The following is a 20570-nucleotide window of genomic DNA, read 5'->3' as shown; positions in this document are numbered from 1 at the left end:
CCCTCACAGTTAGTTGGCGCTGCGGTCGGGCGACTGTGCCTGACCGTCCGCACCAGCCGACTCGTCGGTGTCCGAGATCCTGGCCCGCTTCATCCCCTGCTGGATGGCCATCATGGTGCGGGCCGATTCGCCGGGAGAAAGGCCACCGCTCTCGCCGTCGGCCTCCTCGCCCTGCGCCTGCGCCGCTTCCTTGCGCAACTGCTGCGCGAGGCTCGCGCCCCGGGTGCGCTGCGGAAGTACGCGGGGGGTCGTCAGGGGTGCGGATCCGGCCCGGGGGTCCCCGTGGTCCATGAATCCGGGGGACGCGGCCTCGGGATCGGGGTGCTCCTGGGGCGGCGACCACTCCGGAGCGGGAGCGGGCGCCGGGGTCCGGACCGGAGCGGGCGCCGCGGGGGCGCGCCCGGAGCCGGAGGCGGGCGGGTGGGCGGATACGGCCGGCAACAGACCTGCACCTCCGTACTCGGGGTACCCCTGAGGGTCGTGGGGCCTGTCCCGCACAGCGGTGGCCGCGCCGGCGGCGGGTGCGGCGGGCTCCGCGACCTCCGCGTGGAGAGCGGGCACGGCGGGTGCGGCAGGTGCGGCGGACGGCTCGGGCTCCTCGGCCGCCGACTTGAGGTGCTCCATCAGCGGGGAGTCCTGCTCTTCGAGCAGGGCCGTGGGCACGAGCACGATCGCGAGCGTCCCGCCGTAGACGGACTCGCGCAGTTCGACCTTGATCTTGTGCCGCTCCGCGAGCCTGGCCACCACGAAGTGGCCCAGTCGCGGGTCCTCGCCCAGCGTCATCATGTCGAGCTTGGGCGGGTTCGCCAGCAGCCGGTTGGCCCGGGCGCGGTGTTCCTCCGGCATCCCGAGGCCGTGGTCCTCCACGTGGAGCGCCAGTCCCCTGGCCACCTTCGTCGCGCTGACGAACACCTGGGTGTCGGGCGGCGAGAAGTTCGTGCCGTTCTCGATGAGCTCCGCCAGCAGATGGGTGACGTCGGCGACGGAGCGGCCCGCGATGGATATCCGCCGTCCCGGCGGAAGGTTCTTCACCTTGACCCGGGTGTAGTGCTCCGTCTCGGCCACGGCACTGCGCATCACGTCGGTGATGGAGACCGGGGCGGTCATCCGCCGGGTGGGCGGTGAGCCGCCGAGGATCACCAGGTTCTCCGAGTGACGCCGCACGCGGGTGGCGAGGTGGTCGACCCTGAAGATGTCCTTCAGCAGGTCCGAGTCCTCGTGCTTGCGCTCGAGGTCGTCCAGGAGCGAGATGAGGCGGTGAATCAGGGTCTGGGTACGGCGGATGAGCTTGGCGAACACCTTCTCCGTACCCTCGCGGCCGAGGGACTGGCGGACCGCGGTGTCCGCCGCGGCGCGCGCCAGTTGCTCGATCGCCGCGTCGAGCCGCCCCAGTTCGTCGCCGGTGCGCTGCTGCCCGGGCGCGGTCAGTGCGGCCGGGTCGACCGGTTCGCCCCGCTCGAGCCGGGCGAGTGCTTCCGGCAGCCGGGTGCCCGCCAGGTCCTCGGCCTTGTGCTGGAGTTCCTCGACGCGTCCGAGCACCGAGCGCCGTACACGCAGGGCCAGCACTCCGACGAGCGCCAGGGCGGCGGCGGTTCCGGCGCTGCCGAGGACGACGCCGAGCAGGAGGCCGTCGGCGCGGTCGGAGCCGGCGCCGGCCAGGTCCTCGAGGAAGGCCGCGTTCAGTTCCTGCAGGTCCTTGACCACGCTGCCGGCGTCGTCCGGCCAGGTGGTGGCGTCTTCGGGCAGTTCGCTGTCGGCGGCCACGGCGTCCTCGGTCGACGCGAGCGCCTTCCACCGCGGGCTGTCGGTGATGGCTTCGTAGCTGCCGGCGCCGCCCGACAGGAGGTCGGGGGCGTGCAGGCTGTCCGCGGCCTGCCTCCGGACGGCCGTGTACTGGCCGAACCGGGTGCGCTCCGCGGCGGCCATCCGGCCGGACGGCAGAGCCCCGGAGATCATGGCGTCCTCGCGCGAGAGCATCTCGGTGACCTGCACCAGGGAGGCCGCGGCGGCGACACTGCTGGCGAAGGCGCCGTCGCCGGTCCGGGTGGCCGCGGAGAGCACGCTCGCGGCGTCGGCGACGGTGTCCGTGAAGTACTCGAAGGCGTCACCGACGGAGAGACTGCGCGCGTCGATCGCCTTGCGGCGCTCGGCCAGCTTGCCGAGTGCCTCGTCCAGCTTCGTGGCCCGGCTCCGCAACGCGGCGGTGTCCAGCCCGGAGGGCGAGGCGCGGCGGTAGTCCTCGACCGCGGCGTCGGTCCTGTCCCGGGCGCTGTCGAGGACGGCGCGGGAGGAAGGAGTGCGTTCGGCCTGCCAGACGGCGGTGAGGCGGCGTTCGTCCTGGAGGCTCGACAGCACACCGTGCGCGGGCTGTCCGACGGAGACGACCCGGTCCATGTCGGCGCCGAGCTGCATCTGCTCGTCGACGAGTCCGGTGGCCGTGTAGCCCCACAGTCCGGTGAGGCACAGGGCCGGGACGACGAAGGGCACGGCGAAGGACATGCGAAGAGATCTGCGCGGGGCGGACCGGTGAGTTGTCCGCTGGTCGCGGGTGCCTGGCATCTGATTCCTCATACGCAGCGAAACACACCACTCATGGCAGTAAGGGACGATTCAATGTCCAAGTGCCTCCCACGCGCCGTATTCTGATGGCCTGTCATACAAGGCGTCGGGGCGGTTGAACCGTACCAGGATCATGCCGCTCCTTCACCCGCAGCCTTCGACCGAATGGATCTTGCGGTCCGCCGGGTCCCTGCCCGGGCCGGGTGCCGCGGCCGGGCGGATCACAGCAGGGCCAGCAGCTTGGGGGTGTAGAGGGCGCCGGCGGTCCCGGTGCCCGCGACCATGTCGAAGTAGATCGACGTCAGTTCCGGGTCCTTGCTCACGGCACGCAGCAGCGACAGCCGCTGTTCGTGGGGCGCCAGTTGCGCCGCCGACAGCGTCGCCTCGTAGCCGGGGGCGAGGAAGGCGTCGCGCTCGTCCGCGTAGTTCCGCAGTGCCTCGTCCAGCTTGTCCGGATCACCGCCGAGCAGGCCGCCCGCGTGCCGCACCAGCGCTTCCGCCTGGAGGAACGCGTCGCTGATGCCGCGTGCGGTGATCGAGTCCTTGTGGTGCCCCGCGTCGCCCACCAGGGCCCATCCCGGGCCGGTCGCCCGGCGGAAGAAGTTCTGCTGGTCGCCGGTGCCGCGCAGCCGCTCGACGCGCCGTCCGCCCTGCAGCCGCTCGTACAGGGCCGGGGCGGTGGCCCGGATCTGCCGCAGATAGGCGGAGCGCGGGTCGGCCCGCACCTCGTCGAACCTGGACTGCGGGAAGTAGGCCAGGACCAGCGTCGCCTCGTTGTTGGTGGGTACGGTGGCCACCCAGCTGCCGGGACTCTCGTAGAGCTCCAGGGTGGCCGGCACGTCCTCCCAGTAGCCGTAGTAGGCACAGGTCAGTCTGGGGTCGCTCGTGGTGAAGCCCGCCTTGGCGAGTCTGGCGACCGTGGAGCGCATGCCGTCGGCACCGATCACGAGGGGAGCCCGTTCGGTGAAGGGGCGGCCGCCGTGGCTGCCCTCCACGCCGATGACGCGTCCGGTGTCGTCGTGCAGGAGCCGGGTCACGGAGGAGCGTTCACGGAAGTCGACCCCTGCGGCGACGGCCGCGTCCACCAGTACGGCGTCCAGGACGTACCGGCGGGGGGCGTATCCGGCCCGCTGCCCCTCGACTCCCCGGCCGCAGCCTTCGAGACGGATGTCGGCCACCTCGTAGACCGCGCGGTCCAGGGGCGGGCATCCGGTGGCGCGTATGGTGTCGAGCACTCCCCAGCGGGCGAGCGCGGCCACGCCGGGCTGGTGGATGAGATGGGTGGAGAGGGTGTCGGAGGGGAAGCCCGCCCGGTCGAGCATCAGCACCCGGTGCCCCGCACGGGCGAGCAGCATGGCTGTGGGAGCTCCGGCGCAGCGCGCCCCTACCACGATGGCATCGAACATGGACCTGCGTACCTCACAGACGTGGAGAGGAGCGGGTGCGGGGACGGCACGTGCGCCGGTGGCGTGCGGACCGTTCCTCGCGGGATTCAGCGGCTGTGCCCGAGCCGGGCGAGCAGCGCCTGCCGGTCGATCTTGCCGTTCGCGTTGAGCGGCATTTCCTCCAGGGTGACGATCCGGCGGGGCAGCATGTACGGCGGGAGCCGCTCGCCCAGTGCCGAGTACAGCTGCTGGTCGGCGCATCCGGTGCCGCTGACCGCGGCTTCGAGTTCCGGTTCGCCGTCGGACGCCCGCACCGCGAGCACGACCGCGTCGCGCACGCCCGGCTGCTGCCTCAGCATGGCCTCGATCTCGCCGAGTTCGATCCGGTGACCGCGGATCTTGACCTGGTGGTCGGTCCGGCCCAGGTGCACCAGGTGCCCGTCCTGCACGGCCGCGCGGTCCCCGGTGCGGTACCAGTGCTTGTCCGTCAGCGGCAGCTCCGCGCTGTCGCGGGCGGCGGCTGCGCCGTGGTCGTCGCCGGACAGGAACCGCCCGGCGTTGTTCGCCGGGTCCAGGTAGCCGGGGAAGCGCTGCGGTCCGCGGACGTACAGCTCGCCGGCCTCGGCCGGTCTGCCGTCGTCGTCCAGGAGGAGGATGTCCAGCGTCGGGTAGCCGGCCCCGATCGGCACCGTCCCGTTGGCCGTACGGGGCCAGTCCGCCCGGTGGCGGGGAAGCCGGTAGGCGGTGCAGGAGATGGTGAGTTCGGTCGGCCCGTACAGGACCTCCAGTGCGCTTTCCGGCGCCGCCGTCTGCCATTCCGCCGCGGCGGCCAGGGTCAGCGGCTCACCGCCGAACACGCTCCAGCGCAGGGTGGGCATGCTGCCGGGCTTCAGGGTGCCCAGGCGGGAGGCGAAGGCGATCAGCGACGGTACGGAGAACCAGTGCGTGAGCCGCAGCGCGTTGACGGTCCTGACCGGCGACAGGAGCTGGCTGCGCCTCGGTACGACCAGGGTGCCGCCGGACGCCCAGGCGACGAACAGGTCGTGCACGGAGCCGTCGAAGGTGAGGTCGAAGGTCTGGGAGAGCCGGCTGCCCGGGCCGATGTCGTACCGAGACGCGACATGGCCGAGGTAGGCGCAGAGATTGGCCTGCGAGACGGGAACTCCCTTGGGGGCGCCCGTCGAACCGGACGTGAAGATGATGTAGGCGACGTCGTCCGGTTCCGTCCTCGGGTCCGGAAGGTCGGGCGCCGGCCGGGCCGCCAGTGACGTCAGTTCGCCGGGGCCCAGTACGAGCAGCGGCACCCCTGGGGCGGCGTCGGCCCCGGAGGTGTCCGCGAGCACCAGCTCCAGCCCCGCCGTCTCGGCTATTCGGGCCGTACGGGCGGGCGGGTGCTCCGGGTTGAGGGGCACGACGGCCGCGCCGGTCCGCAGCACGGCGAGATAGCCGGCGTACGCGGTCACCGAGCGGCTCGCGAGCAGGCCGACCCTGCGGGGGGCCGCGCCGCCGTTGAAGGCGACCAGCCGGGCGGCGATCCGCTCGGCCAGCTCGCGCAGTTCGCGGTAGGTCAGCCGCTCCTCGTCCACTTCCAGGGCGCAGTCGTCCCCGAAGACGGCGGCGGAACGGGCGAACCATTCGTACACGGTCCGGGGGTTGCTCATGGCGTGTGCGCCTCCATCGCCCGGATCCATCCGCGCAGCGCGCCGACCGTGCGCAGCCCGCCCAGTTCCTCGGGGTCGACCTCGCGGCCGGTCTGCTCGGACAGCTCCACGATGATCCGCAGCTTCGCCAGCGAGTCGATCCCGACGTCGACGAGTGTCGAGTCGTCGTCGTAGGAGGTGCGGGCGTGCTCGCGCAGCACCCAGTCGGCCAGGTCGCCGGTGCGTTCCTCCCGCTCGTCGTCCGGCCAGTAGCGCTTGGTCTGCCAGGGGTAGCGGGGCAGCGGGACGAAGCGTCCGGGCTCGCCGGCCAGCGCCTGCCAGTCCACCGTGCCGTTCTCGCGGTAGCGGTCCGCGGCCTCGGCCAGCTTCTTGGGGACGCTCCTGCGCCGCGGCGCTTCGCCGGCCGCGTCGAATGCCGCCGCCATCTCCTCGTGCGACGCCCCGACGACGGCCAGGCGGTGTTCGTGGTGCTGACGGCGGGTGGCCGCGCTGTAGCAGATGTCCCGCAGCGGGTGAGCCGTGCCGGGCCCCTCGGGGCCGAGGTACGCGGCCCAGGAACGGCGGAGGGCCACCAGGGCCTCCGGTGTACGGGCGGAGAGCGCCAGCAGGTACGGCTTGCCGTCCGGAGCCGGCGTGGCGGCGTGCGGCCGGGGGTCCGCCTGGCGGATCACCACGTGTGCGTTGAGGGCCGAGGAGCCCTGCCCCGAGATTCCGGCGCGATACGGCCGTCCGTGGTCGGGCAGGTCGTGGAGCTTCTCCGGGACGAGCACCGGCAGTTCCCCCCAGGGGACCTCGGGGGTCGGTGTGCCGAGGTGCAGACTGGCCGGGACCTGGCCGTGCTCCAGGCACAGGACGGTCTTGATCAGTCCGGCGATGCCGCCCGCGGCCTCCGCGTGGCCGATGTTGGTCTTGACGGAGCCGACGAGCAGCGGACGGTCCGACGGCCGGTCCTCGCCCAGCACTTCGCCGAGAGCGGTGATCTCCAGGGCGTCGAGCACGGGTGAGCCGGATCCGTGCGCCTCGACGTAGTCCACGTCGGCCGGTGACACGCCGGCGTCCTCGTACGCCCAGCGGAGCACCTCGACCTGTCCGGTCCTGGAAGGGTTAAGCAGTGAGCCGCTGGTGCGTCCGTCGTTGCCGATCGCGCTTCCCTCGATGACGGCCCGGATCGGGTCGCCGTCGGCCAGGGCGTCGGTGAGGCGCTTGAGGACGACGACGCCCACCGCGTCGCCGGGGGTGTGGCCGTCGGCGCCGGCATCGGCGAACTTGCTCCGGCCGTCGGCGGCCAGAGCGCCCGCCTGGGTCATCACCACGCCCTCGTCGGGGCGGAGGGTGAGGTTCACTCCGGCGACGATCGCCAGGGGGCTCTCCCCCGCGCGGAGGCTCTGCACGGCGCTGTGCACAGCCGCCAGCGAGGAGGAGCAGGCGGTGTCGAGCACGACGCTCGGCCCGCGCAGGTCGAGGAAGTAGGACAGACGGGCCGGCAGCAGGGAGCGGTAGTTGTTGAGCTGCGCGGCGGTCACTGTCTGCAGACCCTGGCGGAACCTGATCTCCAGGTAGTCCCCGCGGGCGTTGCCGACGAAGACACCGGTGCGGGTGCCCGCCAGTTCGTCGGGCCGCCGGCCCGCGTCCTCCAACGCGTCCCAGGCCGTCATCAGCAGCAGCCGCTGCTGCGGGTCGAGTTCGAGCGCCTCGGTGGGCGACATCTCGAAGAACTCGGCGTCGAAGTCGGCCATGCCGCCGAGGTAGCCGCCCCGCCGACTGCCGATCATGCCCGGTCCCGGCCGTTCGGAGTGCAGGGCATTCACGTCGTAACGATCAGGTGGTGTCTCGCTCGTGGCATCGACACCGTCCCGCAGCAGGTCCCACAGCTCGTCGGGGCCGTCGGCGCCGGGCAGCCTGCAGGCCATGCCGATCACCGCGACCGACCGTGCGTCGACGTCGTCCGTCCTGTTCATCAGACCACTCCTTCAGATACTTCGCTTCGTGATACCGATGCACGAACGCGCTGTTCACGAGGATCCACGAGGCCGCCGGGAACAGCGGCCGTGCCTGTGTCCCGGGGCGGTCGCCGCCGCTCGGCGGGGGCCGCACCGGGACCGGTCGGACCGAACGGCTCACGGATGGGAACGAACTCCGGCGTCGTGCTGCCGGGTTCGGTTCCGGCACGGGTGTCCGGCCTGCCGTGGACTCTCACGGACAGGCAGCACAGGCGCTGCTCACGGGCGGCGGGGACGGCGCCGTGCCCGAGGTTCGAGATGCTGTCCATAACGACGTCGCGGCGCGACGGGCGGGGCGCTGTGCCACGGTGTACGGCGCCGGCGGGCGGACCGCGCGCGAGGCACGGGTGGGCGCCCCGGCCGCGCCCCGCGGAGCGGGGACTGCGGCCATGGGTCCCGGCGAAGGACGGCTTCGCCGTGTGCCATCGAGCGGGGCACGGTCAGCGGCAGGGCCGTACTGCCCGTGCCCGCGGCAGTGCCCCTGCTGTCCGAACCGCACTTGCCCCACTGCGCTGTTCCCCTCCCCGCGGCCCCACGGCGCCGTCCGCCGCATGGATACCCACCGCATGATTGTCATATGTAAAACCGCTCCGACCGATTCCGGTTGATGGATTGGCGGGAAGTGATCGCCCGAGGTCGAAATCTTGCCCGATTCACCCAGAATGCACGGTCCCGCCTGCAGAGACAGGGCCATGCCGGTGACCTTCGCCCGCCCTCCCGGTGACCCGGGCTTCGCAAGTGATCCGGAAAAGAACGCACTTGGTTCGTGCGAGGTACCGCTGATCTGGTTTCATCTGGTCGCATGGACCCCCTGACACCCGATCAGACACGGCACGCAGGCGAACAGCGCAGGCTCCGACTGCAGGTTCTCGGCCTCAACACCGTTGAGGCCGAAGCCACGTTCGACCGTGTGGCACGGCTCGCGGCGAGCTTCACCCAGTCTCCCCTCGCCATGGTCAACTTCATCAACGACGAGCGGCAGATGTTCCGGGGCATGTACGTGCCGCCGACCTCTCCCGACGGTGCCACCGACTCGGAGGGCCGGGGCATCGTCTTCGACCTCAGCGACATAGCCCGCGAGGCCCCCAACGACTACGGCTTCTGCCCCCATGTGGTCGCCCAGGGGTCCCAGCTGGCCCTGGACGATGTCTTCGACTACCCCCGCTTCCGGGGCAACGCACTCGTCAACGACATGGGTGTGCGCTCCTACCTGGGCACCCCGCTGCGGGACAACACCGGCATGATCCTCGGCACGGTGTGCGTGGCCGACATGGTCGCCCGCACCTGGGACCGCAAGATCAAGGAGGGGATGCAGGAGCTCACGGAGACCCTGCTCTCCGAGTTCAAGCTGAGAGACAGCCTGCTGGCCCAGCAGCACGAGCTGTTCGCCGTCTTCGACGGCGCACCCTTCCCGATCATGCTCACCGAGGGGCCGCACCACCTGCTGCGCTACGCCAACGGCAAGCAGGGCGCGGCCTTCGGCATGGTCCCCCAGTTCAGCCCCGGGAGGCAGGTCCTGTCCGGGCTCGACTCCGTCGGTGTCTTCAACGCGATGGACGAGGCCTTCCACACCGGCCGCACGACCACGCTCCCCCATGCGGCGATCACCACGTACGACTCGCCCTCGCCGCAGGCCTTCAGCTTTCTGTGCACCCCCGTACGAACGTCGCCCACCGCACCGGTCAGCGGAGTGCTGACCGTGGCCATGAACAGTCACGACTCGTATCCCGCCGCCGAGCAGCGGGTGTTCGCGGCCAATGTCCAGGAGCGGTTCGAGCAACTGGGCAGCAATGGCTTCGGCGCCGCGCCTCCCGGCCGCTAGGGCGGGCGTACCGGACCCGGACCGGTACGCCCGCCGGCGTACCGGTCCTCCGGCGATTCAGCGGTCCCGGTCCGGCACCTCCGCGACGAAGACGGGGATCTCGCGGTCGGTCTTCTTCTGGTAGTCGTCGTAGTCGGGATACGCCTCCACCGCGCGTCCCCACCACAGCGCCTTCTCCTCGCCCGTCACCTCACGCGCCGTCATGTCCCTGCGGACCGGGCCGTCCTGCAACTCGATCTGCGGGTCGGCCTTCAGGTTGTAGTACCACGTCGGGTGGGAGTGCGAGCCGCCCAGTGAGGCGACCAGGGCGTAGGCACCCGCGTGTTCGACCCGCATCAGCGGGGTCTTGCGGATCTTGCCGCTCCTGGCGCCGCGGGTGGTGAGCACGACGACCGGCATGCCGCGCAGCGTCGTCCCGCTCCTGCCGCCCGAACTCTCGTACTCCTCCACCTGTTCACGCACCCAGGCTTCGGGGCTCGGCTCGTACTCACCCTCAAGAGGCATCGCACACATCCCATCGTTGTCGCCCGACAGCCGGCCGCGGACCGGCACGCCTGTGCTGCTTCCCACCCCGCCACCGTGCCAATCAGGGCCTGAGGCTGCCCACGACATTGGCCGTGGCCGCGATGCCCTCCTGGATCGTCGGCGCCATGCTGGTGCCGGCCAGGAAGAAGCCGAGCAGCGCACACACCACCGCATGGCTCATCTTCAGCCCACCGTTGCGCAGGAAGATCACTGCGAGCACCAGCAGGAGCAGCACCACCGAGATCGAAATGGCCATCGCCAACCTCCTTCGCCGCGCCGGAATTGCGGCATTCGGCGGCCAGTCTGGCGCAGCGGAGGTCCCGTCCGGCCGACTGGCGTGTCCGCCGTACGGGTGTACCTCGCGAGACCGTGGTGACGACGGGCGGTCCGTGTGGGGACGACGGCCCGGCGGAAGGGCCGGCTCTAGCCGTCGTACCGCCGCAGGAAGTGCTCGAGGCCCGCCAGGTCGTCGGTGTTGACGTGGTCGACACCGGCGGCGAGCAGTTCGTGCCAGACGGCGTCCCGCGCCGGCCCCGGGAGGTCGGGGGTGGCCCAGAAGCGGACCCGCTGGGAGCGGCTGTGAGCGGTCGTGACGAGCGTGTGCAGCTTCTGCCGCTGGGCGGCGGGAAATTCGTCCGAGCCGAGCCAGCTGAAGCTGTGGGTCCAGTTGCCGGAGATCAGCGGGACGAAGGACGCCGGCGCCGGGTCGCCGGCCGCCAGGTCGTCCAGTCGGCCGTCGTAGAAGGCGTACCGGACCCGCTGCGCCTCCATCGGGGCGCGCGCGGAACGGTCGCCGGAGATGACGGGGGTGACGGCTCCGAGGCGTATGTGTCCGTGGAAGCAACCGCTCAGCATGCGCCGGTAGTGCCGCAGTTGGCGGTCGAGTTCGAGATAGGCGGCGACCCCGTCCGTCTTGATGTCGATCAGCAGCTGGAACGGCCGGCGGTGCCCCCGGTACACGCTGCCGTGGTTCGCGCGGACCCGGGCGAGCAGCGGGTCCAGATAGAGGGAGCGCAGAGTGCGGGAGGGGTCGAGTTCCGCCGGTTCGTGGGCGACGAGCAGCTCCCCGTCGACCAGGAAGATGTCGGCCTCGACGCTGGTGAAACCGTGCGACAGCGCGTCATGCAGCGGGTGTTCGTGCAGATAGTCGTTGTGCGCGTGGGCCCGGCGCAGCGGCGCCGGGCGGCTCTGCCCGCCACCGCTCCCGGCGGTGGCGGCGTGGGCGGGTGCCCCGACGGCGCCGGTGAGTGCGGCGGCGGCGAGGGTGGTGACGACTGTGCGACGGGTGGCCGGCACGAGGACCTCCGGGCTCTGCGGGTCGGGAGGGACACCGGTGAGTATCCGCCGGGCCGGGTCCGATCGGCAGGGCAGCGCGGAGAGTTCGGCCGTCCGTCATGTGCCGTTCCCGCTCGGGGCGTCAGTCCTCCGCGACCTCCGACCAGTTGACGGTCCGGTCGCACCAGCGGTTCAGCAGCACGTGGTCGTGACCGACGGCGAGCAGTCCGGCGCCGTGCTCTCGGCGGTAGTCCTCGACGACGGCCACCAGCGCGGCGGTCGTGGACGCGTCGAGCATGGCGGTCATCTCGTCGCACACCAGCCAGCGCGGCCGGAGCACCAGTGCCCTGGCGAGGCAGGCGCGTTGGAGCTGTCCGTCGCTCACTTCGTGCGGCCGCCGGCCGAGGAGTTCGGCGGTGAGGCCGACGGCCGCGGCGGGTTCCTCGGCGCGGGCGTCGGCGTCGGACCGCCGGTGACCCGTGGCGCGCAGTGGTTCCGCGATCAGCTCGCGCAGCGACAGCCGCGGGTCGGCGGACAGCCGCGGCTGCTGGAACACCACGCCGACGGCGGTGCGCCGGGCGCGCGGCGCACGGTGGCGCCACCCGTCTCCCGGACCCATGGGGGCGCCGTCCATCACGACCCGGCCGGAGTCGGGCCGGTGCAGCAGGGCGGCGACCTTCGCGAGGGTGGACTTGCCGCAGCCGCTGGGTCCGAGGAGGCCGACCGCCTCGCCGGGGGCGATGGTCAGGGAAGCGCCGCGTACGACGGGCCTGCGGCGGTCGTAACCGGCGGTGATGTCACACAGTTCGAACACGCTGCGGCTCCTCGGCGTGGTGGCAGGCGGTGCCGTCGGTGAGGCGGGGAAGCGTGGTGCAGGCCTCGTCGGCCCGGTCGCAGCGCGGGGCGAAGGCGCAGCCGCCGGGGAGGTCGCCGAGCTCGGGCGGCAGCCCGGGGATCGGGGTGAACTCCCTTTCCGGCAGCGCGTTCAGCAGCCCGCGGGCGTAGGGGTGGCGAGGGCCGGGGTCTCCGAAGAAGGCGTCGGCGGCGGTGAGTTCGACGATCCGCCCCGCGTACATGACGGCGACGCGGTCGGCGATACGCTCGGCGGCCGCGAGGTCGTGGGTGATCAGCAGCAGCGCGCGTCCTTCGTCCGCGTGGCGGCGCAGTTCGTCGGCGGTGTGGTCGACGAGAGGGCGGTCCAGGCCGGTGGTCGGCTCGTCGGCGAGCAGCAGTGGCGCGTCGCCGACGAGCGCGATCGCGGTGGCGGCCCGCTGTGCGAGTCCGCCGGAGAGTTCGTGCGGGTAGCGGTCGAGATGGTCGGCGGGGAACGCGGCGCGTCCGGCCGCCGCCGTGGCCGCCTCGCTCGCCGCGGGGCCGCGCAGCCCGGTGAGGGCCCGTACGGTCTCGACGAGCTGGGCGCCGACGGTCCGTACGGGTGTGAGGTGGGCCGCGGGACTCTGCGGCACCAGCCCGACGAGACGGCCCCTGACGGTGCGGGCCAGGGTGCGTTCGTCGGCGCCGAGCAGTTCGACGCCGACGACGACGGCCGACCCGGAGGTCTGGGCGTTGGCGGGCAGCAGTCCGAGGAGCGCGGAGGCGAGGACGGACTTGCCGCAGCCGCTCTCGCCGACGAGCGCCAGGCACTCACCTGCCGCGAGGTCGAACGAGACGTCGCTGACGGCGGCGACGTGCCGCCCGTCGCGCATCCGGAAGCGCGCGGACAGCCCGCGTACGGTGAGCACCGGCCGCGCCGCGGCGTTCTCGTGGGTCGGGTGGCCGACGGCTCGCGCGGTCACAGCATCAGCTCCGATCGGCGGCGGGGGTTGATCCGTTCACGCCAGGCGCCGGCCAGTCCGGCTACGGCGAGGGTGGGGACGATCAGGAACAGGCCGGGGAAGAGCGTCGGCCACCAGTCGCCGGCGAGCAGCGAGCCGCGGGCCGACTGCACCAGGTTGCCCAGGCTCGCCTGGTGCGTGGGCAGTCCGAGGCCCAGGAACGACAGCGCCGACTCGTGCCACATGGCGTGCGGCACCATCAGTACGGCGGCGAGTCCCGCCTGCGGCAGCACTCCGGGCAGCAGGTGTCGCACGGCCACCCGCCACCGGCTCGCGCCGCCGCTGATCGCCGCGTCGATGTACGGACGTGAGCGCAGCGACAGCACCTCGGAGCGCACGATCCGGGCCGTGGACAGCCAGTGGGTGAGCGCGACGGACACAATCACCGGCCACACCCCGGGCCGGAACATGGCCACGACGAAGATGCCGAGCAGCAGGTGCGGCACGGAGGAGAAGGCGTCGACGAGCCGCATCAGCACACGGTCCGCCCAGCCGCCCGCCACGGCGGCCGTCGCGCCCACCACCGTGCCGATGACGGTGGCGACGAGGGCCGCGACCAGCCCGACGAGCAGCGAGAACCGCAGGCCGTAGACGCAGCGCAGCAGCAGGTCGCGGCCGACGTCGTCGGTGCCGAAGGGGTGGGCGGGGGACGGCGGCCGCAGCTTCATCGACAGGTCGACGGCCTGCTGGTCGAGCCCGACGATCGGCGGTACGAGCAGCACCGCCAGCGCCACGGCCGTGACGGTCACGGCGGAGACGGTGAGGCGCACGGTGCGGGTGGAGCGACGCGTGAGCCCGTGGGACTTCCAGACGAGGTCAGCCATCGAAGCCCACCCTCGGGTCGGCCAGTCCGTAGAGCAGGTCGGACAGCAGGTTGCCGAGCAGCACGGCCGCCGTCGCCAGGACGGTGAGCGCGGCGAGCAGCGGGAAGTCGACGGAGGTGGCGGCCTGCACGGTGGCGGCGGCGATGCCGGGCCAGCTGAAGACGGTCTCCACGAGCAGTGCTCCGGTGATGAGTTCGGGTACGCGGGAGCCGATGAGGGTGAGCATCGGCAGCATGCCGGAGCGCAGCGCGTGGCCGACGAGGACGGTCCCCTCACCCAGGCCGCGGGCGCGGGCGCCGCGTACGGGGTCCTCGTCGAGGGCGTCGCCGACGCCCTGGCGCACGTACAGGAAGAACCACGGCAGTTGGCTGACGCCGAGGACCGCGGCGGGGAGCACCAGATGGGCGGCGACCTGGCCGAAGGTCACGGTGTCGCTGGCGGTGTCGGTGAGGCCGCCGGCCGGCAGCACGCCCAGTTCGAGCGCGAAGAACCAGATGGCGAGGAGTCCGAGCCAGAACGCGGGCGCGGCCTCAAGGGTGTAGGCGAGCGAGCTGACGCACCGGTCGAGGTACCCGCCGCGCCGGCGTGCGGCGAGCACGCCGAGGGCGGTGCCGGCCAGGATGGCCACGGCGAAGGCGGTGGCGGCGAGGAGTACGGACCAGCCGATCCGTTCGGCGACGACGTCGGCAACGGGCTGCCGCATCACGCTGGAGACGCCGAGGTCGCCACGGAGTGCTGCGGTCAGCCAGTTCCACCAGCGGGTGACCAGCGGCTCGTCGACGCCGAGGTTGGCCCGGATCTGGTCGAGGTTCTCCTGCGAGGCGGTGAGTCCGGCGGCGCCGGTGTACGCCTTGACGGGGTCGAAGGGCGAGGCGGCGGCGACGGCGAAGACCGCGAACGTCACGGTGAGGAGCACGGGGACGGCGAACAGGGCCCGTCGTCCCGCCATCCGCGCCATCGCCGCCAGGGGCAGGGCGCGGATCACTTCTTCGGCGTCCAGTCCTCGACGTTCCACCAGGGGCCGGAGGCGAGTCCGTGGTCGTGCGGCTCGACCTGCGTGGTAAGCCCGTCCCACTTGTCGTTCACGACGTAGACGTGGTCGATGTGGGTGAGGAAGGTGTAGCCCGGGTTCTTGACCAGTTCACGCTGGACGGTGTCGTAGGCGGCCTTGCGTTCGGCCTTGTCCCCGCTGCGGCGGCCGGCTTCGAGGGCCCGGTCGACGGCTGGGTTGTCGTACCACGCCATGTTGTTGAAGCCGTCGCCGGCGAGGGACGACGTGAGCAGCAGGTACTGGTCGAAGTCCGGGTCGCCGGGCGATCCGCCGCCGGCGAGGACGGCGTCGTGCTTCATCCGCGGTTCGATGACCTCCCAGTTGCCCGCCCTGGTGGTGATGTCGATGCCGGCCTTCTTGGCGTCGGAGGCGTAGGCGAGGGCGTGGTCCTGGCGGAGCTTGTCGCCGGTGAGGTACCAGAGCGGGAAGGCGGCGCGTACGCCGTTCCTGACGCGGATGCCGTCCTTGCCGGGCTTCCAGCCGGCCTCGTCGAGGATCTTCTTCGCCCCGGCGAGGTCGTGGCGGCGCTCCGTGCCCTCGGTGAACCACTCGCTGTCGGTGGGGACGGGCCCGTAGGCCGGCCTGCCCGCGCCGTCCAGGATGCCGTCCACCATGGCCTGGCGGTCGACGGCGATGTCGAGCGCCCGGCGGACGGCGGTGTCGCCCGTGACCTTGTGATGGGTGGGCAGGGTGACGGTGCGGTAGTCGTACGTGGTGGCCTCGTACGTCTTCTTGCCCGGCTCGTTCTTGAAGCCCCGTGCCAGGTTGGGCGGGAGGACGGCGCCGTCGAGGTCTCCGGCGCGCAGCCGCGTGGCGCGGACGTCGTCGTCCTTGATGATCGCCATGGTGAACTTCTTCACCGCGGGCGCGCCGCCCCAGTAGTCCGGGTTCGCCTTGAAGGTCAGCTTCTCGCCCTTGGACCAGCCGGTGAGGACGTAGGGGCCGGTGCCGACCGGCTTCGTGGTGAACGGCCCGGTGTTGACGTCCTGTTCACCCGCGATGTGCTCGGGGGCGATGGGCAGCACGGTGCGCTGCGCGAAGGGCGCGTAGGGGTACTTGAGCGTGAAGACCACCGTGTCGTCGCCGACGGCCCTGACGTCCTTGACGGCGTCGAGTTCGGTCCGGGACGCGTTGTTCGTCCTCGGATCGAGGATCGTCCGGTAGGTGAAGACGACGTCCTCGGCGCCGAACGGCTCACCGTCGCTGAACTTCACGCCCCGGCGGAGCTTGTAGGTGTAGGTGAAGCCGTCGGCGCTGACCTCCGGCAGCTCGGCCGCGAGCGCGGGCCGCAGCTTCATGTCCCGGTCGAAGGCGAGCAGTCCGTCGAAGATCTTGGAGTTGCCGTCCTTGCCGTAGCCGAGCAGCGGGCTGAGGCTGTCGGGTTCGTAGGCGATGCCGACGACCGCCGAGTCCGTCGCCGTGGAACCGCCGGTAACGCCGCCCGGGGCGGAGCAGGCCGCCGCGCCGAAGGTCAGCGCGGCGGCCATGGCCGTGGCGGCCGCGGCCCGTATCGATCGGCCCGTCATGCGTGTACACCCCTGTTGAAGATCAGCTGTTATTGCAAACCTCTCGCATTAAACAGTATGTAAAGGGTGTCACGGAACCTGGGTTGTTACTCGACCCAGGCTGCTCCGCGGGCTTCTCCGGCGCGATCGTTACGGGGCCCGCAGGTCGACGAGCCCGGCGAGCACTTCCTTGTGCCGTCCCGGCGCACCGAGGGCGATCTCATCGGCCTTGGCCCGCTTCAGGTACAGATGGGCGGGGTGTTCCCACGTCATGCCGATGCCGCCGTGCAACTGCACGCACTCCTCGGCCGCGTGGACGGCGACCCGGGAGCAGTACGCCTGGGCTACGGCCACCGAGAGCGGGGCCTCGGGACTGCCGGTCGCCAGCGCGTCCGCGGCGGCGCGGGCCGCCGCCCGCGCGGAGACGACCTCGAGCCACAGCTGGGCCATGCGGTGCTTGAGCGCCTGGAACGAGCCGACCGGGCGGTTGAACTGGTGCCGTTCACCGGTGTGCCGGACCGTCTCCTCAAGACACCATTCGGCGAGACCCAGCTGCTCGGAGGCGAGCAGGCCGGCCCCGGCGAGCAGACCGCGGCGCACCGCTGCCTCGCCCGCCGCCACGTCGGCGAGGAGCGTCCCGCCATCGGGGGCGGTGACCGCAGCGAGCGGACGGGTGAGGTCGAGCGGGGTCAGCGCCTCGACCTCGGCCTGTGCCGCCTCGACCGCGTACAGGCCGTCGGCCCGCAACACCAGCAGCACATCGGCACCCGCCGCGTCCGCGACGCCGCTGACACGGCCGCCGCCGTCGGGCAGCGGGCCGTCGGGCGCCGTGGACAGCGGCACCGCGACGACGGCGGTGCGCCGTCCCTCCGCCAGCGCGCCGAGCAGTCCGGCCTGCGCCTCCGTCTCCGTCCCGAGGGCAAGCAGCACTTCGGTGGCGACGACCGAGCTCGTGAGGTACGGCGCGGCGACGACACCGCGGCCCAGTTCCTCCAGCACGACTGCCGCCTCACGGTGGCTCGCGCCCTGGCCGCCGAGCTTCTCGGGTACGAGCAGGCCGGCGGCGCCGATCCCGGCCGCGAGCGAGGTCCACAGCTGCGGGTCGCCGGGGGAGCCGGTCTCGGCGCGCGCGGCGAGTGCCGCCCGGTCGCCGCGGGCGTCGACGAGGGACCGTACGGCGGCGCGCAGGTCGTCCTCGGTCTCCGAGTAGAGCAGATCCGTCATCGCGCGAGGTCCTTCCAGGCGACGTCCTTGTCGTTGCGCGGCTCGGCGGGCAGTCCGAGGACGCGTTCCGCAACGATGTTCAGCAGCACCTCGGTGGTACCGCCCTCGATCGAGTTGCCCTTGGACCGCAGATAGCGGTATCCGGCGTCGCGTCCGGTGAAGTCCACCAGCTCGGGCCGGCGCATGGTCCAGTCGTCGTACAGCAGCCCTTCCTCGGCCCGCAGTTCGACCTCCAGGCCGCTGATCTCCTGGTTGAGGCGGGCGAAGGCGAGTTTCATCGCGCTGCCCTCCGGGCCGGGCTGGCCGGCGACGAGCTGCTGGCGCAGCCGCTCGCCCGCGAGCCGGGCGACCTCGGCCTCGACCCACAGGGTCAGCAGCCGCTGGTGCAGGTCGTGGGTGCGCAGTTCGGGCCGCTCGCGCCAGGTCCGGGAGACGGGGCCGATCATGCCGCCCTCGCGGGGCAGGCGCATGCCGCCGATCGCGACGCGTTCGTTGTTCAGCGTGGTCTGTGCGACCTTCCAGCCCTCGCCGACCTCACCGAGGCGGTGCGCGTCAGGGATGCGGACCCCGGTGAGGAAGACCTCGTTGAACTCGGCCTCGCCGGTGATCTGGCGCAGCGGCCGGACCTCCACACCGGGGTCGGTCATGTCGCAGACGAAGTAGGTGATGCCACGATGCTTGGGCAGGTCCGGGTCGGTGCGGGCGATGAGGATGGCCCAGCGGGCGACGTGGGCACTGGAGGTCCACACCTTCTGGCCGGTGACGATCCAGTCTCCCGAGTCGGCGTCGCGCACGGCGCGGGTGCCGAGCGCGGCGAGGTCGGAGCCGGCCCCGGGCTCACTGAACAGCTGGCACCACACCTCCTCACCGATCCACAGGGGGCGCAGGAAGCGTTCCTTGACCTCCTGGGAGCCGTACTTGAGGATCGTCGGCGCGGCCATGCCGAGGCCGATGCCGATCCGGCGGGGGTCGTTGTCGGGTGCGCCGGCGGCGGCGAGTTCGGCGTCGACGACGGCTTGCAGGGCGCGGGGGGCGCCGAGCCCGCCGAGGCCCTGCGGGAAGTGCACCCAGGCGAGGCCCGCGTCGAAGCGCGCCTTGAGGAAGTCGGTGCGGTCGGTGGTGGCCGGCGGGTGGTCGGCCAGCAGTTTCCGGGTCAGGTCGAGGAGTCCTGCGGCGTCCGTCATCGGGCGGCTCCGTCCGGGACGACGACGAGACGGCCGGTGGTGGTGCCGTCGGCGACCCGCTGCACGGCGCCGGCGGCGTCCTTGAAGGCCACCCGCTCGCTGATGAGCGGCTTGATCAGGCCCTTGGCCGCGTACTCGGTGAGCGTCTCGTGGCAGCGGCCGATGGAGCGCGGGTCCTTTGCCGCGTACAGCCCCCAGTGCAGGCCCATGATCGAGTAGTTCTTGACCAGGGCGTGGTTGAGGGCCGGGGCCGGGATGTCGCCGCTGGCGAAACCGACGACGACGATGCGGCCCTCGAAGGCCACGCACTTGGCGGACTTCGCGTAGGCGTCCCCGCCGACCGGGTCGTAGATCACGTCCGCGCCCCGCCCGCCGGTCGCCTCCTTCACGGCGGCGACGATGTCGTCGGCATTGCGGTCGATGACGACGTCGCAGCCGAGTTCCCTGGCGACGGCGGCCTTCCCCACACCGCCGGCGACGCCGATCACCCGGGCGCCGGCCGCCTTGCCGAGCTGTACGGCGGCACTGCCGACCCCGCCGGCCGCTGCGTGGACGAGGAGGGTCTCGCCCTCCTTGAGCGCGGCCCTGCGGTGCAGCCCGAACCAGCCCGTCTGGTAGCCGATGTGCAGGGCGGCGGCCTCGGCGTCGTCGAGCGACTCGGGCGCGGGCAGCACGGCGGCCGCGTCGGCGACCACGTACTCGGCGAGCCCGCCGCCCGGCAGGACGGGGTTGGCGATGACGCGCCGGCCGTCCTCGGTCTCGCCGCAGACCTCGACGCCGGGGGTGAAGGGCAGCGGGGGGCGTACCTGGTACTGGCCGCGGCAGAGGAGGGCGTCCGGGAAGTTGATGTTCGCGGCTCGGACCTTCAGCAGAAGCTGTCCCTCACCGGGCGTGGGCCGGTCCACCTCCTCGAGCCGCATCACCTCGCCCGGCTCGCCGTTGCGGTGCACTTGCCATGCCTGCATCTCGGGGCCTCCCACACGTAAGGGCAGTCTGTCCTCGCCGCATACTAAGCGGTCGCTTGCCTCCGCGGGAAGACCCCTCAGGCCCCCTTGGGCCTGGCCCGCACATGCATCCGCTCCCCCTGCGGGCCGAACAGGCTCAGGAACTCGACCGGCTTGTCGTCGGCGCACCCGAACCAGTGCGGCACGCGGGTGTCGAACTCCGCCGCCTCCCCCGCGGTGAGCACCACGTCGTGGTCACCGAGCACCAGCCGCAGCCGGCCGGACAGGACGTACATCCACTCGTAGCCCTCGTGAGTGCGGGGCTCCGGCTTCTCGCCGAAGACCTTGTGGATCACCTTGTACGCCTGGAGCCCGCCCGGCCGCGCGGTGAGCGGGTACATCGTCCGGCCGCCGCGGACGATGGGCTTGGCACGCACCCGCGGATCGCCGACCGGCGGCGCGCCGACCAGCTCGTCCAGCGGGACCTGGTGGGCGCGGGCGATCGGCAGCAGCAGCTCCAGGCTGGGGCGCCGGCCGCCGGACTCCAGCCGGGAGAGGGTGCTCACGGAGATGCCGGTCGCCTCCGAGAGCGCCCCGAGCGTGGCCCCCCGCTCGCGCCGGATCCGGCGGAGCCGGGGGCCCACCTCGTTGAGCACGGCATCGAGCCGCGCGTCGTCCTGATCGTCGTGTCCACCGTGATCGCTGTGTGCGCCACCGTCGTTGCTCATACCCCTATTGCAGAAACAGCAATGCCATTTGTCAAACGAGCACGGTCA

The 20570-nt window shown here is 72.1% G+C and carries 17 protein-coding genes; 1 reads left to right on the top strand and 16 read right to left on the bottom strand.

Features of this window, described 5'->3' with window-relative positions; genetic code table 11:
* Positions 1-9: 9 nt before the first annotated feature.
* From OGH68_RS34530 to OGH68_RS34515, 4 genes are all read right to left on the bottom strand, one after another.
* Positions 10-2499, bottom strand: a complete 2490-nt coding sequence (locus OGH68_RS34530; RefSeq protein WP_264249455.1) for a nitrate- and nitrite sensing domain-containing protein — start codon at positions 2497-2499, stop codon at positions 10-12.
* Positions 2500-2780: 281 nt separating this feature from the next.
* Positions 2781-3965 (bottom strand): FAD-dependent oxidoreductase, encoded by a 1185-nt coding sequence (locus OGH68_RS34525; RefSeq protein WP_264249453.1) that lies wholly within the window; start codon positions 3963-3965, stop codon positions 2781-2783.
* An 86-nt stretch (positions 3966-4051) separates the two neighbouring features.
* Positions 4052-5605 carry an amino acid adenylation domain-containing protein gene (locus OGH68_RS34520; RefSeq protein ID WP_264249451.1) on the bottom strand — a complete coding sequence of 518 codons (1554 nt, stop codon included), beginning with the start codon at positions 5603-5605 and terminating at the stop codon, positions 4052-4054.
* Positions 5602-7563 (bottom strand): beta-ketoacyl synthase N-terminal-like domain-containing protein, encoded by a 1962-nt coding sequence (locus OGH68_RS34515; protein ID WP_264249449.1) that lies wholly within the window; start codon positions 7561-7563, stop codon positions 5602-5604. The genes OGH68_RS34520 and OGH68_RS34515 overlap by 4 nt, the downstream gene beginning before the upstream one ends.
* Positions 7564-8407: 844 nt before the next feature.
* Between OGH68_RS34515 and OGH68_RS34510 the strand changes: the two genes are divergently transcribed.
* Entirely contained in the window at positions 8408-9427 is a 1020-nt protein-coding gene (locus OGH68_RS34510; RefSeq protein WP_264249448.1) for a GAF domain-containing protein, read from the top strand.
* A gap of 57 nt (positions 9428-9484) precedes the next feature.
* Here the strand turns inward: OGH68_RS34510 and OGH68_RS34505 are convergent, their stop codons facing one another.
* The 12 genes from OGH68_RS34505 to OGH68_RS34450 all read right to left on the bottom strand — a co-directional run bounded on the left by OGH68_RS34505 (position 9485) and on the right by OGH68_RS34450 (position 20522).
* A complete protein-coding gene (locus OGH68_RS34505; RefSeq protein ID WP_264249446.1) occupies positions 9485-9931 on the bottom strand; it encodes a nitroreductase family deazaflavin-dependent oxidoreductase in 447 nt (148 codons plus the stop codon).
* An 82-nt stretch (positions 9932-10013) separates the two neighbouring features.
* The gene (locus tag OGH68_RS34500; RefSeq protein WP_264249444.1) at positions 10014-10208 is read right to left on the bottom strand and encodes a hypothetical protein; all 195 of its coding nucleotides are present in this window, start codon (positions 10206-10208) and stop codon (positions 10014-10016) included.
* Between the two features lie 167 nt (positions 10209-10375).
* A complete protein-coding gene (locus OGH68_RS34495; RefSeq protein ID WP_264249442.1) occupies positions 10376-11248 on the bottom strand; it encodes a phosphatidylinositol-specific phospholipase C/glycerophosphodiester phosphodiesterase family protein in 873 nt (290 codons plus the stop codon).
* A 121-nt stretch (positions 11249-11369) separates the two neighbouring features.
* The gene (locus OGH68_RS34490) at positions 11370-12041 is read right to left on the bottom strand and encodes an ABC transporter ATP-binding protein (RefSeq protein WP_264249441.1); all 672 of its coding nucleotides are present in this window, start codon (positions 12039-12041) and stop codon (positions 11370-11372) included.
* Positions 12025-12933 (bottom strand): ABC transporter ATP-binding protein, encoded by a 909-nt coding sequence (locus OGH68_RS34485; RefSeq protein ID WP_264250428.1) that lies wholly within the window; start codon positions 12931-12933, stop codon positions 12025-12027. Before OGH68_RS34485 ends, OGH68_RS34490 begins: the two co-directional genes overlap by 17 nt.
* Before the next feature lie 86 nt (positions 12934-13019).
* On the bottom strand, positions 13020-13886 hold the full coding sequence (locus OGH68_RS34480; RefSeq protein WP_264249440.1) for an ABC transporter permease: 867 nt from the start codon (positions 13884-13886) through the stop codon (positions 13020-13022).
* Positions 13879-14844, bottom strand: a complete 966-nt coding sequence (locus OGH68_RS34475; RefSeq protein ID WP_264250426.1) for an ABC transporter permease — start codon at positions 14842-14844, stop codon at positions 13879-13881. The genes OGH68_RS34480 and OGH68_RS34475 overlap by 8 nt, the downstream gene beginning before the upstream one ends.
* A gap of 23 nt (positions 14845-14867) precedes the next feature.
* Complete coding sequence (locus OGH68_RS34470; RefSeq protein ID WP_264249439.1) at positions 14868-16463, bottom strand: ABC transporter substrate-binding protein; 1596 nt, start codon at positions 16461-16463, stop codon at positions 14868-14870.
* Between the two features lie 129 nt (positions 16464-16592).
* A complete protein-coding gene (locus OGH68_RS34465; RefSeq protein WP_264249438.1) occupies positions 16593-17666 on the bottom strand; it encodes an acyl-CoA dehydrogenase family protein in 1074 nt (357 codons plus the stop codon).
* Positions 17663-18850, bottom strand: a complete 1188-nt coding sequence (locus tag OGH68_RS34460; RefSeq protein ID WP_264249437.1) for an acyl-CoA dehydrogenase family protein — start codon at positions 18848-18850, stop codon at positions 17663-17665. The genes OGH68_RS34465 and OGH68_RS34460 overlap by 4 nt, the downstream gene beginning before the upstream one ends.
* Complete coding sequence (locus OGH68_RS34455) at positions 18847-19815, bottom strand: NADPH:quinone oxidoreductase family protein (protein WP_264249436.1); 969 nt, start codon at positions 19813-19815, stop codon at positions 18847-18849. Before OGH68_RS34455 ends, OGH68_RS34460 begins: the two co-directional genes overlap by 4 nt.
* A 77-nt stretch (positions 19816-19892) precedes the next feature.
* Positions 19893-20522 carry a helix-turn-helix domain-containing protein gene (locus OGH68_RS34450; protein WP_264249435.1) on the bottom strand — a complete coding sequence of 210 codons (630 nt, stop codon included), beginning with the start codon at positions 20520-20522 and terminating at the stop codon, positions 19893-19895.
* Positions 20523-20570 lie beyond the last annotated feature (48 nt).

Source organism: Streptomyces peucetius (genome assembly GCF_025854275.1).
GTDB lineage: Bacteria > Actinomycetota > Actinomycetes > Streptomycetales > Streptomycetaceae > Streptomyces > Streptomyces peucetius_A.
Note: the sequence above shows the minus strand (reverse complement) of the source record. Positions and strands in the feature narration are given on the sequence as shown.